This is a genomic window from Bradyrhizobium sp. 62, from assembly GCF_023073035.1.
GTDB lineage: Bacteria > Pseudomonadota > Alphaproteobacteria > Rhizobiales > Xanthobacteraceae > Bradyrhizobium.
This window is the reverse complement of sequence record NZ_JADPIT010000031.1, coordinates 1-17,645: the sequence shown is the minus strand read 5'-3', so window position 1 is coordinate 17,645 and position 17,645 is coordinate 1. Positions and strand designations below refer to the sequence as shown.

The following is a 17,645-nucleotide window of genomic DNA, read 5'->3' as shown; positions in this document are numbered from 1 at the left end:
CCGGGCTTGTCCCGGCCATCCACGCCTTGCCTGACGCACGAAAAATGCGGATGCCGGGGCATGACGGGATTGGCCCCCTTTGCCTTGATTCCCACCCCTGCCGTCGATACGGTCCCGCGCGATTCAACCCCCCGCGAGAGCCCGATCTGACGATGGACGCCTCCTTGCCCGCCCATATGCGCCCGGAACGCTCGTTCCAGGGCTTCATCCTCGCGCTCCAACGGTTCTGGGCCGAGCAGGGCTGCGTGATCCTGCAGCCCTACGACATGGAAATGGGTGCGGGTACCTTCCATCCGGCGACCACGCTGCGCGCACTCGGGCCAAAGCCCTGGAATGCGGCCTATGTGCAGCCCTCGCGCCGGCCCAAGGACGGCCGCTACGGCGAGAATCCGAACCGGATGCAGCACTACTACCAATTCCAGGTGATCATGAAGCCGTCGCCAACGAACCTTCAGGAGCTGTATCTGAAGTCGCTCGCCGCGATCGGCATCGATTCCGCCGTGCACGATATTCGCTTCGTCGAGGACGACTGGGAGAGCCCGACGCTGGGTGCCTGGGGCCTCGGCTGGGAGTGCTGGTGCGACGGCATGGAAGTCAGCCAGTTCACCTATTTCCAGCAGGTTGCGGGTGTCGAATGCGCGCCGGTCGCGGGCGAGCTCACCTACGGGCTCGAGCGCCTCGCGATGTATGTGCAGGGCGTCGATCGCGTCTACGACCTCAACTTCAACGGCCGCGACGGTGACGCCAAGGTCACCTATGGCGATGTCTTCCTCCAGGCCGAGCGGGAATATTCGAAGCACAATTTTGAGATCGCCGACACCGCGATGCTGTTCGAGCAGTTCAAGATGGCCGAAGCGGCTTGTAGGAAATATCTCGAGGCCGGCTGGAAAGATGGCAAGCGCGAGGCGCATTTGCTGTCGCTGCCGGCCTATGACCAATGCATCAAGGCGAGCCACGTGTTCAACCTGCTCGACGCGCGCGGCGTGATCTCGGTGACGGAGCGGCAGAGCTACATTCTTCGCGTGCGCGAATTGGCAAAGGCTTGCGGCGAGGCCTGGATACATACTGAAGCGGGCGGAGCGGCCTGATGCCCGATCTTTTGCTTGAACTGTTCTCCGAAGAGATCCCCGCGCGCATGCAGGCCAAGGCGGCCGACGATCTGCGCCGCATGGTCACCGACAAGCTCGTCGCCGAAGGTCTCGTCTACGAGGGCGCGAAGGCGTTCGCGACGCCGCGCCGCCTTGCGCTTACCGTGCACGGCATCCCTGCGCGCCAGCCTGACCTGAAGACCGAACGCCGCGGACCGAAGATCGGCGCGGCCGATGCGGCCGTGCAGGGTTTTCTGAAAGCTACCGGTTTGACGTCTCTGGATGAGGCCAAGATCCAGCGCGATCCGAAGGGCGACTTCTACATCGCGCTGATCGAGAAGCCCGGCCGCGACGCGATCGACGTGCTCGCGGAAATCCTTCCCGTGATCATCCGGACTTTCCCCTGGCCGAAATCGATGCGCTGGGGTGCGCGCTCCGGAAAACCGGGATCGCTGAGCTGGGTGCGTCCGCTGCACGCGATCACCGCGACGTTCGGGCCCGAGACCGAAGAGCCCGATATCGTGAAATTCTCGGTGGATGGCATCGAGACCGGCCAGACCACCTACGGCCACCGCTTCATGGCACCAGCTGCGATTTCCGTGCGCCGCTTCGAGGACTATGAAGCGAAGCTGAAGGCGGCCAAGGTCATCCTCGATCCGCAGGCGCGCAAGGACATCATCTTCGCCGACGCCAAGGAGCTGACCTTCGCCCAAGGGTTCGAACTGGTCGAGGACCAGGTGCTGCTCGATGAGGTCTCAGGCCTGGTCGAATGGCCGGTCGTCATGATGGGATCGTTCGAAGCGGAGTATCTGGCGATCCCGGACGAGGTGATCCGCGCCACCATCCGCAACAACCAGAAGTGCTTCGTCGTCAAAGATCCCAAGACGGGCAAGCTGACGAACAAGTTCGTCCTCACCGCCAACATCGAGGCGCCCGACGGCGGCAAGACCATCGTCGCCGGCAACGAGCGCGTGATCCGTCCGCGCCTGTCGGATGCGAAGTTCTTCTATGAAACGGACCTGAAGACGAAGCTCGAGGATCGCCTGCCGAAGTTCGCGCAGATCGTGTTTCACGAGAAGCTCGGCACCCAGGCTGAACGCATCAAGCGCATCGAGCGTCTCGCCGCCGAGATCGCGCCGCTGGTCGGCGCCGATGTCGCAAAGGCCACGCGGGCCGCGCATCTGGCGAAGGCGGATTTGCTGACCGAAGTCGTCGGCGAATTCCCCGAGGTGCAGGGCCTGATGGGCAAGTACTACGCGCTGGCCCAGGGCGAGGATGCCTCGGTGGCCGCCGCTTGCGAGGAGCACTACAAGCCGCAGGGGCCTGCGGATCGCGTGCCGACCGATCCGGTCAGCGTCGCAGTGGCGCTCGCGGACAAGCTCGATACGCTGGTGGGCTTCTGGGCAATCGACGAGAAGCCGACGGGAAGCAAGGACCCGTATGCGCTGCGTCGTGCGGCGCTGGGCGTGATCAGGCTGATCACCGAGAACGGACTACGTCTGTCGCTCATGAAGATGGCGGCATCCGCACTCGCCGCCTTGTCCTTGAAGCCTGCCGATGCGCAGAAGCTTCCGAGCGACCTGCTCGCCTTCTTCGCAGATCGCCTGAAAGTTCAGCTCCGCGAGCAGGGCGCGCGGCACGATCTCGTCGACGCCGTGTTCGCGCTCGGTGGCCAGGATGACCTTCTGATGATCGTCCGCCGCGTCGAGGCGCTCGGCAAATTCCTCGAGTCCGAGGACGGCAAGAATTTGCTCGCCGGCATCAAGCGCGCCAGCAATATCCTCGGCATCGAGGAGAAGAAGGACAAGCGCACGTTCGACGGGGCGCCGGATGCCGCGCTCTACGGTCTCGGCGAGGAGAAGGCGCTGGCCAAGGCGATCGGCGAGGTGACGGCGGAGGCAAGCGCTGCTGTCGCGAAGGAAGACTTCGCGGCCGCAATGAGTGCGATGGCCAAGCTGCGTCCGCCGGTCGATGCGTTCTTCGAGAAAGTTCGCGTCAACGACGACGATGCGAAGGTGCGCGAGAACCGCCTGAAGCTGCTCAACGAGATCCGCAGCGCCACGCGTGCGGTGGCGGATTTCTCCAAGATCCAGGATTGAGCGCGGTTTGGGCGCAATGAACACCGTCATGCCCGGGCTTGTCCCGGGCATTCACGTCCTTCTTCTCGTGGAGACGCGTGGATGGCCGGGACAAGCCCCGGCCATGACGACGGAGTTGCCGGCCGCATTACTGTGCGCGAAGAGTGTTCACACAAAAAAGCCCCGCCCGGCGGGGGGAGGACCGGGCGGGGCCTGATGTCCGACTCTACTGCTCGCGTCAGCCTGATTGATGTGACGCGCCGGACATCTAGTCGATCCCTGAAGACGCTAGTCCATCACCTCGACGATGCGCCGCGAGCGCGGCTCGACTAGTACGGTCTCGCCGTTCACGACGGTATACCGATAGGTGGTGGCGCCGAAACGTTGCGGCACGTCATAATAGGTGACGCCACTTTCAGGTAAGGTGGCACCGACCACCACGCGATCCGGGATGCGGAAAGCCGGCACGCGTTGTTCGACGACATAGTCGCGGAAAGCCGGCCGCTGCTCGACGGCAATAGTCGGGCCGCTGTCGACGACGACGGGCGCGCGTCCCACTGTGACGCCGCTTTGCGCCTGCGCCGCAAGAGGCGAGCCGATCGCGGCCGCGAGCGCTGCAAGAGCAAGAATCCTGTTCCGCATGGGCAACTCCTTCGAGAAGGTTTTCGGAAGCGCCAATGGCGCGACCGGTTGCCAATGCATGCGTCTCCGCGATGTTCCGGAAAACGCCCGCCGCATTCGCGGCATTTTCGGGCTGTTTTCGCGGATCTGGGAACTCGCGCGCGCCCGATGGGTCTCTACCCGCGGAACCCAGTCCGCTATGATCCCGCCGCGATTCGCCTCTACCCCACGGAAAGAAAATTCATGCACATCACCGTCGCCCATATCTCGCCGATCCTGTCGCTGCTTGCGGGTGTGCTCATCCTGATCATGCCGCGCCTCCTGAACCTGATCGTCGCGATTTTTCTCATTATAAATGGTGCGATCGGGCTCGGATTGTTGAAGTGGCTCCATCTCTAGGCCTTCATTCTACGGAACTCTTCGACTTGCGCGGACCTGCCCAAAGTGGTGTAAGGCCCGCAATTACCCATTCCTCTCGCAGGTTGTGTGCAAGCTATGGCCAAAGCCGCCTCGAAAACTCCAGCGAAAATGCCAGCGAAATCAAAGTCCTCCGCCAAGGCGAAAGCCGCGCCGGCGGCCCGCAAGGCACTTGCCAAGCGCGCCCCGAAGCCCGTGGCCAAAGCCGCTGTTAAGCCGCTGGCCAAGCCGGCTGTGAAGCCTGCCGCCAAGTCGGTTTCCAAGGCTGTTGCAAAGGCACCGACGAAACCGGTTGCGCCGAAGATTGCCGTGAAGCCGGCACCGAGCAAGGCTGCTTCAAGCAAGGCCGCGCCTGTTGCGGCCAAGGCCGGCAAGTGGGTGTTCACGTTCGGCGACGGCAAGGCCGAGGGCAAAGCGGAGATGCGCGACCTGCTCGGCGGCAAGGGCGCCAACCTCGCCGAGATGGCCAATCTCGGCCTGCCGGTGCCTCCGGGCTTCACCATCCCGACCTCGGTCTGCACCTATTTCTACGCGCACGACAAATCCTACCCCAAGGAACTGCGGTCGCAGGTTGAGAAGGCGCTCGATCATGTCGGCAAGTTGACCGGCAAGATCTTCGGCGATTCCAGGAACCCGCTGCTCGTCTCCGTGCGTTCCGGCGGCCGCGCCTCGATGCCGGGCATGATGGACACCGTGCTCAATCTCGGCCTCAACGACGAAACCGTGGAAGCGCTCTCGGAACTGTCGGGCGATCGCCGCTTCGCCTATGACAGCTATCGCCGCTTCATCACCATGTATTCGGACGTGGTGCTCGGCTTCGAGCATCATCATTTCGAGGAAATCCTCGACACCTTCAAGGACAGCCAAGGCTACACGCTCGACACGGATCTCACCGCCGACGACTGGGTCGATCTGGTCGGCAAGTACAAGGACGCGGTCGCTCGCGAAACCGGCAAGGATTTTCCGCAGGATCCGCACGACCAGCTCTGGGGCGCGATTGGCGCCGTGTTTTCATCCTGGATGAATGCCCGAGCGGTGACCTACCGCAGGCTGCACGACATTCCGGAATCCTGGGGCACCGCGGTCAACGTGCAGGCCATGGTGTTCGGCAACATGGGCGAGACCTCGGCGACCGGCGTTGCCTTCACGCGCAATCCCTCGACCGGCGAGAGCAAGCTCTACGGCGAGTTCCTGATCAACGCGCAAGGCGAGGACGTGGTCGCCGGCATCCGCACGCCGCAGGACATCACCGAGGAAGCGCGGAAGGACTCGGGCTCCGACAAGGCGTCGATGGAATCGGCGATGCCGGAGGCCTTCAAGGAGCTGACGCGGATCTACACGCTGCTCGAGAAGCACTACCGCGACATGCAGGACATGGAGTTCACGGTCGAGCAGGGCAAGCTTTGGATGCTGCAGACCCGCGGCGGCAAGCGCACCGCGAAAGCGGCGCTCCGCATCGCGGTCGAGCTCGCCAATGAAGGCCTGATCACCAAGAAGGAAGCGGTGACGCGGATCGACCCGGCCTCGCTCGATCAGCTGCTGCATCCGACCATCGACCCCAACGCCAAGCGCGACGTGATCGCGACCGGCCTGCCGGCCTCGCCGGGTGCGGCCTCCGGCGAGATCGTGTTCTCCTCGGACGAAGCGGCCAAGCTTCAGGCCGACGGACGCAAGGTGATTCTGGTCCGGATCGAGACCAGCCCCGAAGACATCCACGGCATGCACGCCGCCGAAGGCATCTTGACCACCCGCGGCGGCATGACCTCGCATGCTGCGGTGGTCGCGCGCGGCATGGGCAAGCCCTGCGTCTCCGGCTGCGGTACCATCCGCGTCGATTACGGCCGCGGCACCATGAGCATCGGCTCGCGCACCTTCAAGACCGGCGACGTCATCACCATCGACGGCTCGCTCGGCCAGGTGCTCGCCGGCCGCATGCCGATGATCGAGCCCGAGCTGTCCGGCGAATTCGGCACGCTGATGAAATGGGCCGATCAGGTCCGCAAGATCGGCGTGCGCGTCAACGCGGACACGCCGGAGGACGCGCATACCGCGATCAAGTTCGGCGCGGAAGGCATCGGTCTCTGCCGTACCGAGCACATGTTCTTCGAGGAGACGCGCATCCGCACGGTGCGTGAGATGATCCTCTCCGAGGACGAGCAGTCGCGCCGCGCTGCGCTGGCAAAGCTGCTGCCGATGCAGCGCGCCGACTTCGTCGAACTGTTCGAGATCATGAAGGGCCTGCCCGTCACGATCCGCTTGCTTGATCCGCCGCTGCACGAGTTCCTGCCGCACACCCATGCCGAGGTCGAGGAAGTGGCGCGCGCCATGAACACCGACCCGCGGCGCCTGGCCGACCGCGCGCGCGAGCTGTCGGAGTTCAATCCGATGCTCGGCTTCCGCGGCTGCCGTATCGCGATCGCCTATCCCGAGATCGCCGAAATGCAGGCGCGTGCGATCTTCGAGGCAGCGGTCGAGGCCGAGAAGCGCACCGGCAAGGCCGTCGGCCTCGAAGTGATGGTGCCGCTGATCGCCACCAAGATGGAGCTCGACCTTGTCAAGGCGCGCATCGATTCCACCGCGAAGGCGGTGATGCGCGACACCAACACCAAGCTGACCTATCAGGTCGGCACAATGATCGAGCTGCCGCGCGCCTGCCTGCTCGCGGCCGAGATCGCGGAGAGCGCCGAGTTCTTCTCGTTCGGCACCAACGACCTCACGCAAACGACGTACGGCATCAGCCGTGACGATGCCGCGAGCTTCCTCGGCACCTACGTGTCCAAGGGCATCCTGCCGATCGATCCCTTTGTCGCGCTCGACCAGGAAGGCGTCGGCGAGCTCGTCAAGATCGGCGTCGCACGCGGTCGTAAGACGCGCGCCTCGCTCAAGGTCGGTATCTGCGGCGAGCACGGCGGCGATCCCGCCTCCGTCGCCTTCTGCCATGCGATCGGCCTCGACTACGTCTCCTGCTCGCCCTACCGCGTCCCGATCGCCCGCCTCGCCGCCGCGCAAGCCGCGCTCGGCAAGGCGGTGGCGAGCCAGGCATAAGCGGAGCGGCGACTTGAAATATTGAGAGCGAAAGAGGCGGGGCAAAACCCCGCCTCTTTTCATTTTGAGGCTCGACTGCTTCCACATCGTCATTGCGAGCGCAGCGAAGCAACCCAGCATCTTTCCGCGGCAGCAGTCTGGATTGCTTCGTCGCGAGAGCTCTTCGCATTGACGAGCTTGAGGCGCGTGTGTGTGAGCACATCGCAGTAGCGGGAACTCAGCGTGCGTCCCGTAATGAGACGTGCGCGCAAGAGTTCCTTCACCATTCGCGTTGACCAATTGTTTACCTCGCCGCGTGAGGGCGCATTTACCAAGGTGCATCATCACCCCGTGAAAACACCTGCGATTGCTTGCGTGTGCCGCATGCGCAACGCCGATTAACGCCCCGGCAACCTAAATTGGATACTCACGATAAAGATCGAATTGCACGGATGTACTGCGGCTCGATTTTTCTAGCGTAAGCGTAGCGTGAGCGTATCGATGTTTTTGTTGCGTACCCATCCGAAGGGCGCGCGGTTCGCGTCCTTCGGCATCGGTCTCTGCATCTTCGCATTGATGCCGAGAGAGACCGGCTTTCAGGACATTGCCTCGCTGCTGGCGCGCCAACCCGGCGTCGCGGAGCGTTGGCAGAAGCAGGTGTTCTCTGCTGCGTCCTCCATACAGCTGGCCACTTACAGTTTTTCCCGGCCGATCGGCACTTCGGCTCCGCAGAGCGCGATGGTTCGTCTCGCGAGCCTCGACGGCCGCGACGTCACCGGCGCGATCAGCCGCAATCCGGCGCTTCAGGCGCCGCCGCGCTACCAGGCCGCCGATTTTCCCAAGGTCGATCGCTCCATGAAGGGTGATCGCCTCGCAACGGTCACACCGACGCAGGCTCCCGAAGCGGGTGCGCCGACGGCAGCGCCGACGCAGGAAGATCCCGCAACGTCGAACAGCTCGGTGTTCGGCGCCAAAACCGTCGCGCTGCCACAGGCGATGTCGCCGGAGTCCGCGGCCGCGCTCGATCCCGAACTCGCGGAAGCGCTGCGCGCGCCGCCGCTGCCGCAATACACCAATGCACCACAAGCCAGTGATGCTGCGCGCTCGCTCGCGCTCCAGCCGCTCGAAGCGCTGAAGCAGGCCACCATACCGGCCGCACCGCCGCGCGATCCATTCCGCGTCAAGACCTCGAACCTGTTCTTCGGCAGCTCCTCGCTCGGCGGCAATGTCGAGAGCATCGAGAGCTGGCAGCCGGGTGCCGAGCCGCTGATCGTGATGCCCGACCCCGACATGAAGGTGACGGCCTCGCTGTCGCCGCCGTCGGAGGAAATTGCGAAGGATATCGAAAGCGGCGAGAGCGTCGCGCCGAAGGGTGAGGTCAACGTCGACAACCAGCGCGCCAGATCGCCGGCGGAACGGCTCGCGCTCGACGACAAGTCGCGCGCGAAGTCCGAAAAATGCCTCGCGGAGGCCGTCTATTTCGAGTCCCGCGGCGAGGCCGTGCGCGGCCAGATGGCGGTTGCGCAGGTGGTGATGAACCGCGTGTTCTCCGGCAAATATCCCGACACCGTGTGCGGCGCGGTCTATCAGAACAAGCACCGCCATCTCGCCTGCCAGTTCACCTTCGCCTGCGACAACAATGCCGACGTGATCCGCGAGCCCGAGATGTGGGAGCGTGCGAAAAAGATCTCCAAGGCCATGCTCGACGGCCAGATCTGGCTGCCCGAGGTCGGTAAGTCCACGCACTACCACGCCTATTGGGTGCGCCCGTCCTGGGTGGCCGAGATGAAGAAGATGTACAAGACCGGCGTCCACACCTTCTATCGCCCCCGCGCTTGGGGCGACGGCAGCGAGGAACCGAGCTGGGGGACGCCAGCGCAGACCGCCGCGCTCTCCGCCGAGCTCACCCAGGAAGCCAAGAGCTCCGCCGAGATGGGCGCGACCGAGCGAAGGTAGCTGTTCACAAGAATTCGTCATGCCCGGGCTTGTCCCGCCTGCGCGGCCGAAGCCGCTTCGGCGAGGCGAAGGCCCGGGCATCCACGTTCTTTGCACAGAGTTGCAAGGCGTGGATGGCCGCGACAAGCCCGGCCATGATGGAGAGGGAACCCCGCATCACGCCTCGATATCCAGTGCGCAGTCGAAATTCGGCGCCGAATGCGTCAGCGCACCGGCTGAGGCGTAGTCGACGCCGGTCGCCGCGATGGCTGCGATCGAGTCGAGGGTGACACCGCCGGATGCCTCCAATTCGAGGCGTCCCTCGTTGATCCCAACGGCTTCGCGCAACGTCGCAATGTCCATGTTGTCGAGCAGCACAGCGTCGGCAAGGCCGGTGTCGAGCACCTCGCGCAACTGCGGCAGCGTGTCGACCTCGATCTCGATCTTGACGAGGTGGCCGGCATGGGCGCGGGCGCGCTCCAGCACGGGGCGGATGCCGCCGGCGACCGCGATGTGGTTGTCCTTGATCAGGATCGCGTCGTCGAGCCCGAAGCGGTGATTGAAGCCGCCGCCGCAACGTACCGCGTATTTCTCCAACGCGCGTAATCCCGGCGTGGTTTTTCGCGTGCAGCAGATCCGCATCCGGGTGCCCTCGGTGCGCGCAACATAGTCCGCCGTGAGCGTCGCAACGCCTGACAGGCGGCCGACGAAATTCAGCGCGGTCCGCTCCGCCGTGAGGATGGCGCGTGCCGGCCCCGAGATCGTCAGCACCTGCTGCCCGCGGGCGACGCGCGCGGCGTCGCGAACATGTGCGCGTATCTCGATGTCGGGCGAGAGTTTTTGCAACGTGGCGAGGGCCAGCGGCAAGCCGGCGATCACGCCGGACTGCCGTGCGACCAGGATCGCTTGCGCCTTCGCTGCCTCGGGGATCGTCGCAAGCGCGGTGATGTCGCCGGCGCGGCCGAGATCCTCATCGAGCGCGCGGAGCACGGCCTCGTCGATCGCGAGCGGGGAGAGAAAGGCGTCGGGATAGAGCAGAGAGGTTGAGGTGATCATGGCAGACTCCGTCAGGCGATCATGGGTTGCGCGGTGCGCGGTGTCGGGCGTTCGGTCAGGCCATCTGCGATCTCGCGCACTGCTGCGAGCGTCGTCATTGTGCGTTGCGCGAGTGCGGGAACGTCCGCGGAATGGTCGGAGCGGAAATGCGCGCCGCGGCTCTCGCACCGGTTCCAGGCCGACGCCGCCACGAGCAGGGCTGCCGTTGCCATGTTGCGCACCGCGATGCTCGTGGCCTCGCGTTCGAGCGTGGTGAAGCTGCGAACCGCGTCCGCAAGCCCGTCACCATCGCGGATCACGCCGACATGCGCGCTCATCAGCGTCCGCAGCCGCTTCACGGCCGCAGCATCCGGCGCGCCGCCCCGCGGCGTCGCCACGTCCGAAAGGTGGGCGGGCGAGGGAATCGCGCGGCCGGCGATGTCGTCGGCGATGCGCGCGGCGTAGACCACGGCCTCCAGCAGAGAATTCGAGGCGAGGCGATTGGCGCCATGCGCGCCGGTGGACGACACTTCGCCGCCGGCCCAGAGCCCTTCGATCGAGCTGCGCCCGCGATGGTCGACCGCGATGCCGCCCATGTGATAGTGCGCCGCCGGTGCGATCGGGATGACCTGCGTGGCGGGATCGATGCCGGCGGCGATGCAGCTTGCATGAACGGTCGGGAATCTGTCGGCAAAACGTGCGCCCAGCGCTTGCCGCGCATCGAGGAAGGCGCCGCGCCCGGCCGAGATCTCCGCGAACACGCCGCGGGCCACGATGTCGCGCGGTGCAAGCTCGGCGAGCGGATGACGCGCCGCCATGAAACGCTCGCCACGGCCGTTGATTAGTGTCGCGCCTTCGCCGCGCAGCGCTTCCGTGGCGAGCGGCGCGGGATCGCGGTCGACCATGATGGCGGTCGGGTGAAACTGCACGAACTCGGAATCCGCGATGACCGCGCCTGCGCGTGCAGCAATCGCAAGGCCGGATCCGCTAGCCTCGCGCGGATTGGTGGTGACGGCATAGAGATGGCCGATGCCACCCGTGGCCAGCACCACCGTCCGCGCGGCGAGCAGGACCGGCCGTGCGGCGAAATTGTCGGCTTCGCGCAACTGAAGGCCGGTGACGGCGCCGTCCTCGGTCAACAGCGCCTCGGCAACGAAACCTTCGATCAGTCGGATCGACGGCGTGCGCCGCACGGCATCGCTCAGCGCCGCGATGATGGCGGCGCCCGCGCCATCGCCACGCACATGCACGATGCGGCGCGCCGAATGTGCGGCTTCGCGCCCGACTGCGAGCCCGCCTTCGAGATCGCGGTCGAACGGCACGCCATAGGCGAGAAGGTCGTGAATCCGCGGTGCGGCCTCGCGCGCGATCCCGAGAGCGACAGCTTCGTCGACGATGCCGCCGCCAACTGCAACCGTGTCCGCGGCGTGCGCTTCCGGCGTATCGCCTTCAGCCATTGCCGCGGCGATGCCGCCTTGCGCCCATGCGGACGACGCGCCCTGTCCGAGCGGCGCGGCCGAGATCAATGTCACGGGCCGCGGCGCGAGCTTGAGCGCGCAGAACAATCCGGCAAGGCCGCCGCCGACGATGATGACGTCGTCGGAGCGGGGGAGCGTGTTGATGTTGTTTGTCATGGCTTTATCTCAATTCTTTAAATTGATCATCCGCTCGACCGAGCGCCTTGCGCGGTCGGCAAGTGCGGGATCGATCGTCACTTCCTCGCGAAGCGTCAGCAGGCTCTCCAGAATGTTGGCGAGCGTGATGCGCTTCATGTGCGGGCAGATATTGCAGGGACGCAGCATCTCGACATCGGGCAACTCGGCGCGGACATTGTCGGCCATCGAACATTCCGTGATCATCACCAGCCGCCGCGGCCGCCGCTCACGCACCCAGTTGATCATGTGCGCGGTCGAGCCCGTGAAATCGGCCTCGGCCAGCACGTCCGGCGGGCATTCGGGATGAGCGATGATCTGCACGGAGGGATCGGCCTCGCGGTAGCTGCGCAGCTCGGCGCCAGTGAAACGCTCGTGCACCTCGCAGGCGCCCTTCCAGGCAATGATCTTCACGTCGGTCTTCGAGGCCACGTAGGTGGCGAGATAGCGGTCGGGCAGGAAGATCACGCTGGGCGCGCCGAGGCTCTCGACCACCTGGACCGCGTTCGACGAGGTGCAGCAGATATCGACCTCGGCCTTCACCTCCGCGGAGGTGTTGACATAGGCAACGACAGGCACGCCGGGAAATTTGTCACGGAGCAGGCGGACGTCGGCGCCGGTGATGCTGGCAGCGAGCGAGCAGCCGGCGCGCGTGTCAGGAATCAGCACCGTCTTGTCCGGATTGAGCAGTTTCGACGTCTCCGCCATGAAGTGCACGCCGCACTGGACGATGATGCCGGCCTTCACCCTGGTGGCTTCGACCGCGAGCTGGAGCGAATCACCGCCGATGTCGGCGACGCAGTGGAAGATCTCCGGCGCCTGGTAATTGTGCGCGAGGACCACCGCGCCCCGGGCCTGCTTCAGCTCGTTGATCGCCTTGATCGTCGGGGCCATCAGCGGCCATTCGATTGGCGGGATGACGTGTTTCACGCGCTCGTAAAGCGGCGCGGTGGCTCGCTCGACCTCCGGCGTCCATTCCAGCGAAGGCATCGGCAGCGGAGGCCCCGTTCGCGCCTGCTCGGCCCGTGCCGGGGTGACGACGTGGCCCTGCGGCCGGCTGGCAAAGTCGTCGGGGCCGTAAATTCCGGTTAGCGGCATCGAAGCCTCCGTGCATGTTGTTTATACTCATTATGAGCATATAGAGAGCCTGAGAAATCCGGCCGATAGGCCGGGGATCATATGCTCGATGTGAGCAAATAGTAATTAGCACGTCGTGTTGGGAGCCGCCAGATCTTACCGCACACATTTCCGTCAGGTCGGCGCTCGGCGCGTCGGACGAGGCCGCGAGGAAATGCAATGCTCCCGCGCCAGCTCTTCTCGGAATGCAATCGTTTTTGACTTGGGGTTTTCATGCAGATGCATTAAACGAGCTCGCTCGCGGCTGCCATTTGCGAAACCGCGACGACGCACGAGGAACAGCATGTCGACACAGATGGGTGAGCTAGGTTCGGTCTCCCGTTCCTCCTCCTGGCGCACGCCGGCGATCATCATTCTCTGCGGCTGCGCGATCGGGATGCTCGGCTTCGGCCCGCGCTCGGCGCTGGGCTTCTTCGTGCAGCCGATGAGCCATGAATATGCCTGGGGCCGCGACGTGTTCGGCCTCGCGATTGCCTTTCAGAATTTGCTGTGGGGACTGGGCCAACCCGTCGCCGGTGCGGTCGCCGATCGCTTCGGCCTGTTCCGGGTGATGTGCGTCGGCGCTCTGCTCTATGCCGGCGGCTTGCTCCTGATGCGCTATTCCTCGACGCCGCTGTCCCTCAACATCGGTGCTGGCGTCATGGTCGGCTTCGGTCTCGCCGGCTGCTCGTTCAATCTGGTGCTGTCGGCCTTTACCAAGCTCTTGCCGGCCGAGAAGCGCGGCCTTGCGCTCGGCGCCGGCACTGCGGCGGGATCGTTCGGGCAATTCCTGTTCGCGCCGATCGGTGTGGCCCTGATCGACAATTTCGGCTGGCAGCAGGCGCTCACCGTGTTCGGCTTCCTGATGCTGCTGATCATCCCGCTGGCGCTGGCGCTCTCGACGCCGCCGGTCGCAAGCACCGCAAACGCGTCGCCTGCGGACCAGCAGACCTTCACCAAAGCGCTCGCGGAAGCCTTCGGCCATCGCTCCTACGTGCTGCTGGTGCTCGGCTTCTTCACCTGCGGCTTCCAGCTTGCCTTCATCACGGTGCATCTGCCGGCCTTTCTGGTCGACAGCGGCATCTCCACGCAAATCGGCGGCTGGGTGATCGCCGCGATCGGCCTGTTCAACATCATGGGATCGCTGAGCGTCGGCTATCTCCAGAACAGCCTGCCCAAGCGCTACATCCTCTCGACCATTTATTTAACGCGCGCGCTTGCGACGCTTGCCTTCATCTCGTTCCCGATCACGCCGTTCTCGGCGATTGCGTTCGGCGCGGTCTCCGGCCTGACCTGGCTGTCGACCGTCCCGCCGACCTCGGCGCTGGTCGCGATCATGTTCGGCACGCGCTGGTTCGCCACCCTCTATGGCTTCGCCTTCGTCAGCCATCAGGTCGGCGGCTTCCTCGGCGTCTGGCTCGGCGGCATCGTGTTCGAGCGGTTCGGTTCCTACACGCCGATCTGGTGGCTCTCGATCCTGTTCGGCGTGCTCTCGGCGCTGATCAATCTTCCGATCGTGGAGAAACCGGTCCAGCGGGCGGTTGCGCAGCCTGCCTGATCGGCTAAACATCCCCTGAAACAAGTCAGGGAGTTTTGCTGTGGCGACGTTCAAGGCGATCCGGATCGACAAGGCGGACAAGGGCACCACCGCGCAGCTCACGCAGTTCGACGAAGCCGAGCTGATGGAGGGCGACGTAACCGTCCGCGTGGAATGGTCGACCTTGAACTACAAGGACGGCCTTGCGCTCACCGGCAAGGCGCCGGTGGTGCGCCGCTTCCCGATGATTGCCGGCATCGATTTCGCCGGCACGGTCGAGCAGTCCTCGCATCCGCAATGGAAGGCGGGCGACAAGGTCGTCTGCACCGGCTGGGGCATGGGCGAGACGCATCTCGGGGCCTATGCCGAGAAGGCGCGGGTGAAAGGCGACTGGCTGGTCGCTCTTCCGCAGGGCCTGTCGGCGCGCGACGCCATGGCGATCGGCACCGCCGGCTTCACCGCGATGCTGTCCGTGCTTGCGCTGGAGAAGCACGGAGTATCGCCGAAGAGCGGTCCGGTCGTGGTGACGGGCGCGGCGGGCGGCGTCGGCTCGGTTGCGACCGCCGTGCTCTCAAAGCTCGGCTATCACGTCATCGCGTCCACCGGCCGTGCGTCCGAAGCGGACTATCTGAAAGAGATCGGCGCGACGGAGGTGATCGACCGCAACGAATTGTCGGCGGCCGCCAAGCCCATTGCGAGGGAGCGCTGGGCGGGTGGCGTCGACAGCGTCGGCTCGACCACGCTCGCAAACCTGCTGTCGATGACGAAGTACGGCGGCGCGATCGCGGCGTGCGGCTTGGCTGCCGGCATGGACCTGCCGTCTTCCGTCGCTCCCTTTATTTTGCGCGGGGTGTGCCTTCTCGGCATCGATTCCGTGATGTGTCCGATCGAGCCGCGGAAAGCCGCCTGGCAGCGCTTGGCCTCCGATCTGGATCGGACAAAACTAGCTGAAATTACTCACGAAATTTCGCTCTCCGACGTTCCGGAGTGGGGCGCGAAAATCCTGGCCGGCCAGGTCCGCGGTCGCACCGTTGTAAAAATTGTCTAACGGCGTTCAGACTTTACCAACCATGCTGCTTCAATGTCGCCATGGTTAGTATGGTAAGCAGCGGGTAAAGAGATAAGGCATAGCCCGCTGCGGGGTTGGTTCGGAGTTGAGCATGCTTGCGCGTATTGTGTTGGGGGCGGTCACGGCGGTAGCGACGCTTGCGCCGGCCATTGCTGGAAGCATGAACGCCGATGAGGCGCGCCGCTTCGTCGCCGGGAAGGTGTTTGCTTTCACCTGCTTTGACGGCACCCGCGGGGCTGGCCGCATCATGGACGACCTCGGCGCCGCCGGCGCCGTGCAGTTCTCGGGTGCAGGTCCGGTGAAACATCTCCGCCTGCCCGGCAACACGCTTCAGATCCGCGGCCAGAACGTCTGCGCCTCCATCAAGGGCATTCCGTTCGAGCCCTGTTTCAACCTTGAAAAGACCGACGATCGCAGTTTCCGCGGCTCGGTATCGGGGATGGGCTTCGCCTATTGCGACTTCCATCATCAGGGCGGCAACCAGATGCTGATGGCGCGCGCCGTGGCGCGGCCGCGCTCGCTGCGCACTTCGGAACACACGGGTTCGGTCGGCACGCCCAACACCGAAGTCGCCGCGCGTGTCGAGACCCCGCGCGTCGAGAGTAGCCGGCTGGAGCCGGTGAAGCCGCAAGTCAAATCGGAGCCCGCCAGGGACGACGCCCCGCTGGAGCTGCGCCGCTCCACCCAGTGAGTTCGTGCGCGGGACAGTCCGCGCACTTTGTCGTTGAGAGCTGCCATCAGACACGAAGCCGCCGCGCCGTAGTCATACGGACGGCGGCTTTCATGCGTTGGTAGCTGTTCGCGCCCCAGTTTGCGTACGGCCCGGGGGCGCGGCCCGATAAAAGGGTTCAACGATGTCGCTGTACTTCTTCCGTATCAGCACAGGCCGCTATTCCGGTGCTGCCGACCAGCCATATGAGTTCGAGGACCGCGCCGCGGCCTGGACCGAGATGACCGAAGTCTGTGCCAATCTGCTCGGCGGCATCTCGCGCAGCCTGAAGCCGAACGCCGAATGGCGCATGGAGCTGCTCGACGAGAACAAGGAGCCGGTGTTCCGGATTAGCCTGATCGGCGAGGGCCAAAAGGCCCTTGGTCGCACTGGTTAGAAATCGGGCATCCTACCGCCGCGTGTGGTTAACCTGTTAAGCGCGCAGACCGTGCCGTTTTTCAAGGGATTTTCCGGTAAGTCCGGTATTTGTCCGGGGGCGATCGTTAACCGGATCACCACACCTGAAGCTCAGTTTTTAGGCAAGGGCGATCAACGCCGAGGGCGGCCGACAATGACTTGGCCGCGCAACCCGGGAAACGCCCTCATGTCGAGACTCATCCAGAATCTGCAAATCGGTACCAAGCTCGCGCTCGCTTCGGCGTTCGGCGTTATTCTCGTCGGCGCCATGATCGCGAGCCAGGTCATGGGCAACAACACCGTGCGTCATTCCAACCAGGCAGCGATTGCGCAGCAGGAATTGGTGCGCGAGGCCACCGAAGCCAAGCTTGGGATACGCGGCTTGCAACTCGCCGTACGCGACATGCGTCTCGCCAACAATCAGGGTGACTTGCAAAAGGCGAGCGAGCTTCTGCTGGAGCGGTCGAAAGCACTGAACGGCGTTGTCGATTCCATGCTCAGGTTGTCGCACGCCCCGGAAAACCGCGCGCGGATGGAGAAGCTCAAGTCTACGTCGGCCGATTACCTGAAGGGCGCGCAGCAGAACGCCTCTGTTCGCAGCGAGGCCATTGCGGTTGCGGCCACGGACCCCGTCCGCGCCGCCAAGATTTCCGAGGAAGGCGCGCGCCAGATCCGCGAGGTGACGCTGCCGCTTGCCACACAGCTGGACAATTTGACCAGCGAGATTGCCGATTTCGCCAAGCACAAGAGCGATGAAGAAATCGCTGCCGCGAGCCAGGAGATGGCCGCGAGCGAGCGTCTCGGCATGGTGGTCGGTGCGTGCGCCGTGCTCGTCCTCATCGGTTCGTGGTTGATGTCCTTCCTGACCATCGCGCGGCCGATCCGCGCGCTCACGGTTGCCATGGACAAGCTCGCTGGTGGTGACTTCTCTGTTGTCCTGCCGGGTC

The 17,645-nt window shown here is 64.7% G+C and carries 13 protein-coding genes and 1 pseudogene; 10 read left to right on the top strand and 4 right to left on the bottom strand.

From position 1 onward, the window contains the following. Positions 1–152 precede the first annotated feature (152 nt). On the top strand, positions 153–1,088 hold the full coding sequence (locus tag IVB47_RS28100) for a glycine--tRNA ligase subunit alpha (RefSeq protein ID WP_247466154.1): 936 nt from the start codon (positions 153–155) through the stop codon (positions 1,086–1,088). Continuing rightward, the gene (gene glyS / locus IVB47_RS28095) at positions 1,088–3,187 is read left to right on the top strand and encodes a glycine--tRNA ligase subunit beta (RefSeq protein ID WP_247466150.1); all 2,100 of its coding nucleotides are present in this window, start codon (positions 1,088–1,090) and stop codon (positions 3,185–3,187) included. The genes IVB47_RS28100 and glyS overlap by 1 nt, the downstream gene beginning before the upstream one ends. 267 nt (positions 3,188–3,454) lie before the next feature. Here glyS and IVB47_RS28090 read toward each other — a convergent pair whose 3' ends face one another. Beyond that, positions 3,455–3,808 (bottom strand): DUF1236 domain-containing protein, encoded by a 354-nt coding sequence (locus IVB47_RS28090; protein WP_027568617.1) that lies wholly within the window; start codon positions 3,806–3,808, stop codon positions 3,455–3,457. Between the two features lie 222 nt (positions 3,809–4,030). Between IVB47_RS28090 and IVB47_RS28085 the strand changes: the two genes are divergently transcribed. The 3 genes from IVB47_RS28085 to IVB47_RS28075 all read left to right on the top strand — a co-directional run bounded on the left by IVB47_RS28085 (position 4,031) and on the right by IVB47_RS28075 (position 9,184). After that, positions 4,031–4,186, top strand: coding sequence for a DUF3096 domain-containing protein (locus IVB47_RS28085; RefSeq protein ID WP_007594951.1), 156 nt, complete (start codon positions 4,031–4,033; stop codon positions 4,184–4,186). A gap of 96 nt (positions 4,187–4,282) precedes the next feature. Next, positions 4,283–7,249, top strand: a complete 2,967-nt coding sequence (gene ppdK / locus IVB47_RS28080; protein WP_247466147.1) for a pyruvate, phosphate dikinase — start codon at positions 4,283–4,285, stop codon at positions 7,247–7,249. Between the two features lie 480 nt (positions 7,250–7,729). Further along, on the top strand, positions 7,730–9,184 hold the full coding sequence (locus IVB47_RS28075; protein WP_247466143.1) for a cell wall hydrolase: 1,455 nt from the start codon (positions 7,730–7,732) through the stop codon (positions 9,182–9,184). A 156-nt stretch (positions 9,185–9,340) separates the two neighbouring features. Here the strand turns inward: IVB47_RS28075 and nadC are convergent, their stop codons facing one another. From nadC to nadA, 3 genes are read right to left on the bottom strand one after another with little or no spacing between them, the layout of a single operon-like run. After that, the gene (gene nadC / locus IVB47_RS28070) at positions 9,341–10,219 is read right to left on the bottom strand and encodes a carboxylating nicotinate-nucleotide diphosphorylase (RefSeq protein WP_247399836.1); all 879 of its coding nucleotides are present in this window, start codon (positions 10,217–10,219) and stop codon (positions 9,341–9,343) included. A gap of 11 nt (positions 10,220–10,230) precedes the next feature. Further along, entirely contained in the window at positions 10,231–11,832 is a 1,602-nt protein-coding gene (locus IVB47_RS28065; RefSeq protein WP_247466141.1) for an L-aspartate oxidase, read from the bottom strand. Between the two features lie 9 nt (positions 11,833–11,841). Continuing rightward, positions 11,842–12,948: a quinolinate synthase NadA gene (nadA, locus tag IVB47_RS28060; protein ID WP_247466138.1), complete on the bottom strand. Its 1,107-nt coding sequence runs from the start codon at positions 12,946–12,948 to the stop codon at positions 11,842–11,844. Between the two features lie 322 nt (positions 12,949–13,270). On the opposite strand from nadA, the gene IVB47_RS28055 reads away from it, so the two are divergent. The 5 genes and pseudogenes from IVB47_RS28055 to IVB47_RS28035 all read left to right on the top strand — a co-directional run. Further along, the gene (locus tag IVB47_RS28055) at positions 13,271–14,524 is read left to right on the top strand and encodes an MFS transporter (RefSeq protein WP_247466136.1); all 1,254 of its coding nucleotides are present in this window, start codon (positions 13,271–13,273) and stop codon (positions 14,522–14,524) included. Positions 14,525–14,564: 40 nt separating this feature from the next. Next, positions 14,565–15,551, top strand: coding sequence for an MDR family oxidoreductase (locus IVB47_RS28050; protein WP_027568624.1), 987 nt, complete (start codon positions 14,565–14,567; stop codon positions 15,549–15,551). 112 nt (positions 15,552–15,663) lie between these two features. Continuing rightward, positions 15,664–16,263, top strand: a complete 600-nt coding sequence (locus IVB47_RS28045; RefSeq protein WP_247466133.1) for a hypothetical protein — start codon at positions 15,664–15,666, stop codon at positions 16,261–16,263. 163 nt (positions 16,264–16,426) lie between these two features. Continuing rightward, positions 16,427–16,678, top strand: a complete 252-nt coding sequence (locus IVB47_RS28040) for a hypothetical protein (protein WP_247291160.1) — start codon at positions 16,427–16,429, stop codon at positions 16,676–16,678. 174 nt (positions 16,679–16,852) lie between these two features. After that, a pseudogene (locus IVB47_RS28035) lies at positions 16,853–17,645 on the top strand (methyl-accepting chemotaxis protein); the annotation flags it as partial.

Bases quoted from the DNA above. Each gene is read 5' to 3' on its own strand.
- IVB47_RS28100 (WP_247466154.1), top strand. From the start codon at position 153: ATGGACGCCTCCTTGCCCGCCCATATGCGCCCGGAACGCTCGTTCCAG.
- glyS (WP_247466150.1), top strand. From the start codon at position 1,088: ATGCCCGATCTTTTGCTTGAACTGTTCTCCGAAGAGATCCCCGCGCGC.
- IVB47_RS28090 (WP_027568617.1), bottom strand. From the start codon at position 3,808: ATGCGGAACAGGATTCTTGCTCTTGCAGCGCTCGCGGCCGCGATCGGC.
- IVB47_RS28085 (WP_007594951.1), top strand. From the start codon at position 4,031: ATGCACATCACCGTCGCCCATATCTCGCCGATCCTGTCGCTGCTTGCG.
- ppdK (WP_247466147.1), top strand. From the start codon at position 4,283: ATGGCCAAAGCCGCCTCGAAAACTCCAGCGAAAATGCCAGCGAAATCA.
- IVB47_RS28075 (WP_247466143.1), top strand. From the start codon at position 7,730: ATGTTTTTGTTGCGTACCCATCCGAAGGGCGCGCGGTTCGCGTCCTTC.
- nadC (WP_247399836.1), bottom strand. From the start codon at position 10,219: ATGATCACCTCAACCTCTCTGCTCTATCCCGACGCCTTTCTCTCCCCG.
- IVB47_RS28065 (WP_247466141.1), bottom strand. From the start codon at position 11,832: ATGACAAACAACATCAACACGCTCCCCCGCTCCGACGACGTCATCATC.
- nadA (WP_247466138.1), bottom strand. From the start codon at position 12,948: ATGCCGCTAACCGGAATTTACGGCCCCGACGACTTTGCCAGCCGGCCG.
- IVB47_RS28055 (WP_247466136.1), top strand. From the start codon at position 13,271: ATGTCGACACAGATGGGTGAGCTAGGTTCGGTCTCCCGTTCCTCCTCC.
- IVB47_RS28045 (WP_247466133.1), top strand. From the start codon at position 15,664: ATGCTTGCGCGTATTGTGTTGGGGGCGGTCACGGCGGTAGCGACGCTT.
- IVB47_RS28040 (WP_247291160.1), top strand. From the start codon at position 16,427: ATGTCGCTGTACTTCTTCCGTATCAGCACAGGCCGCTATTCCGGTGCT.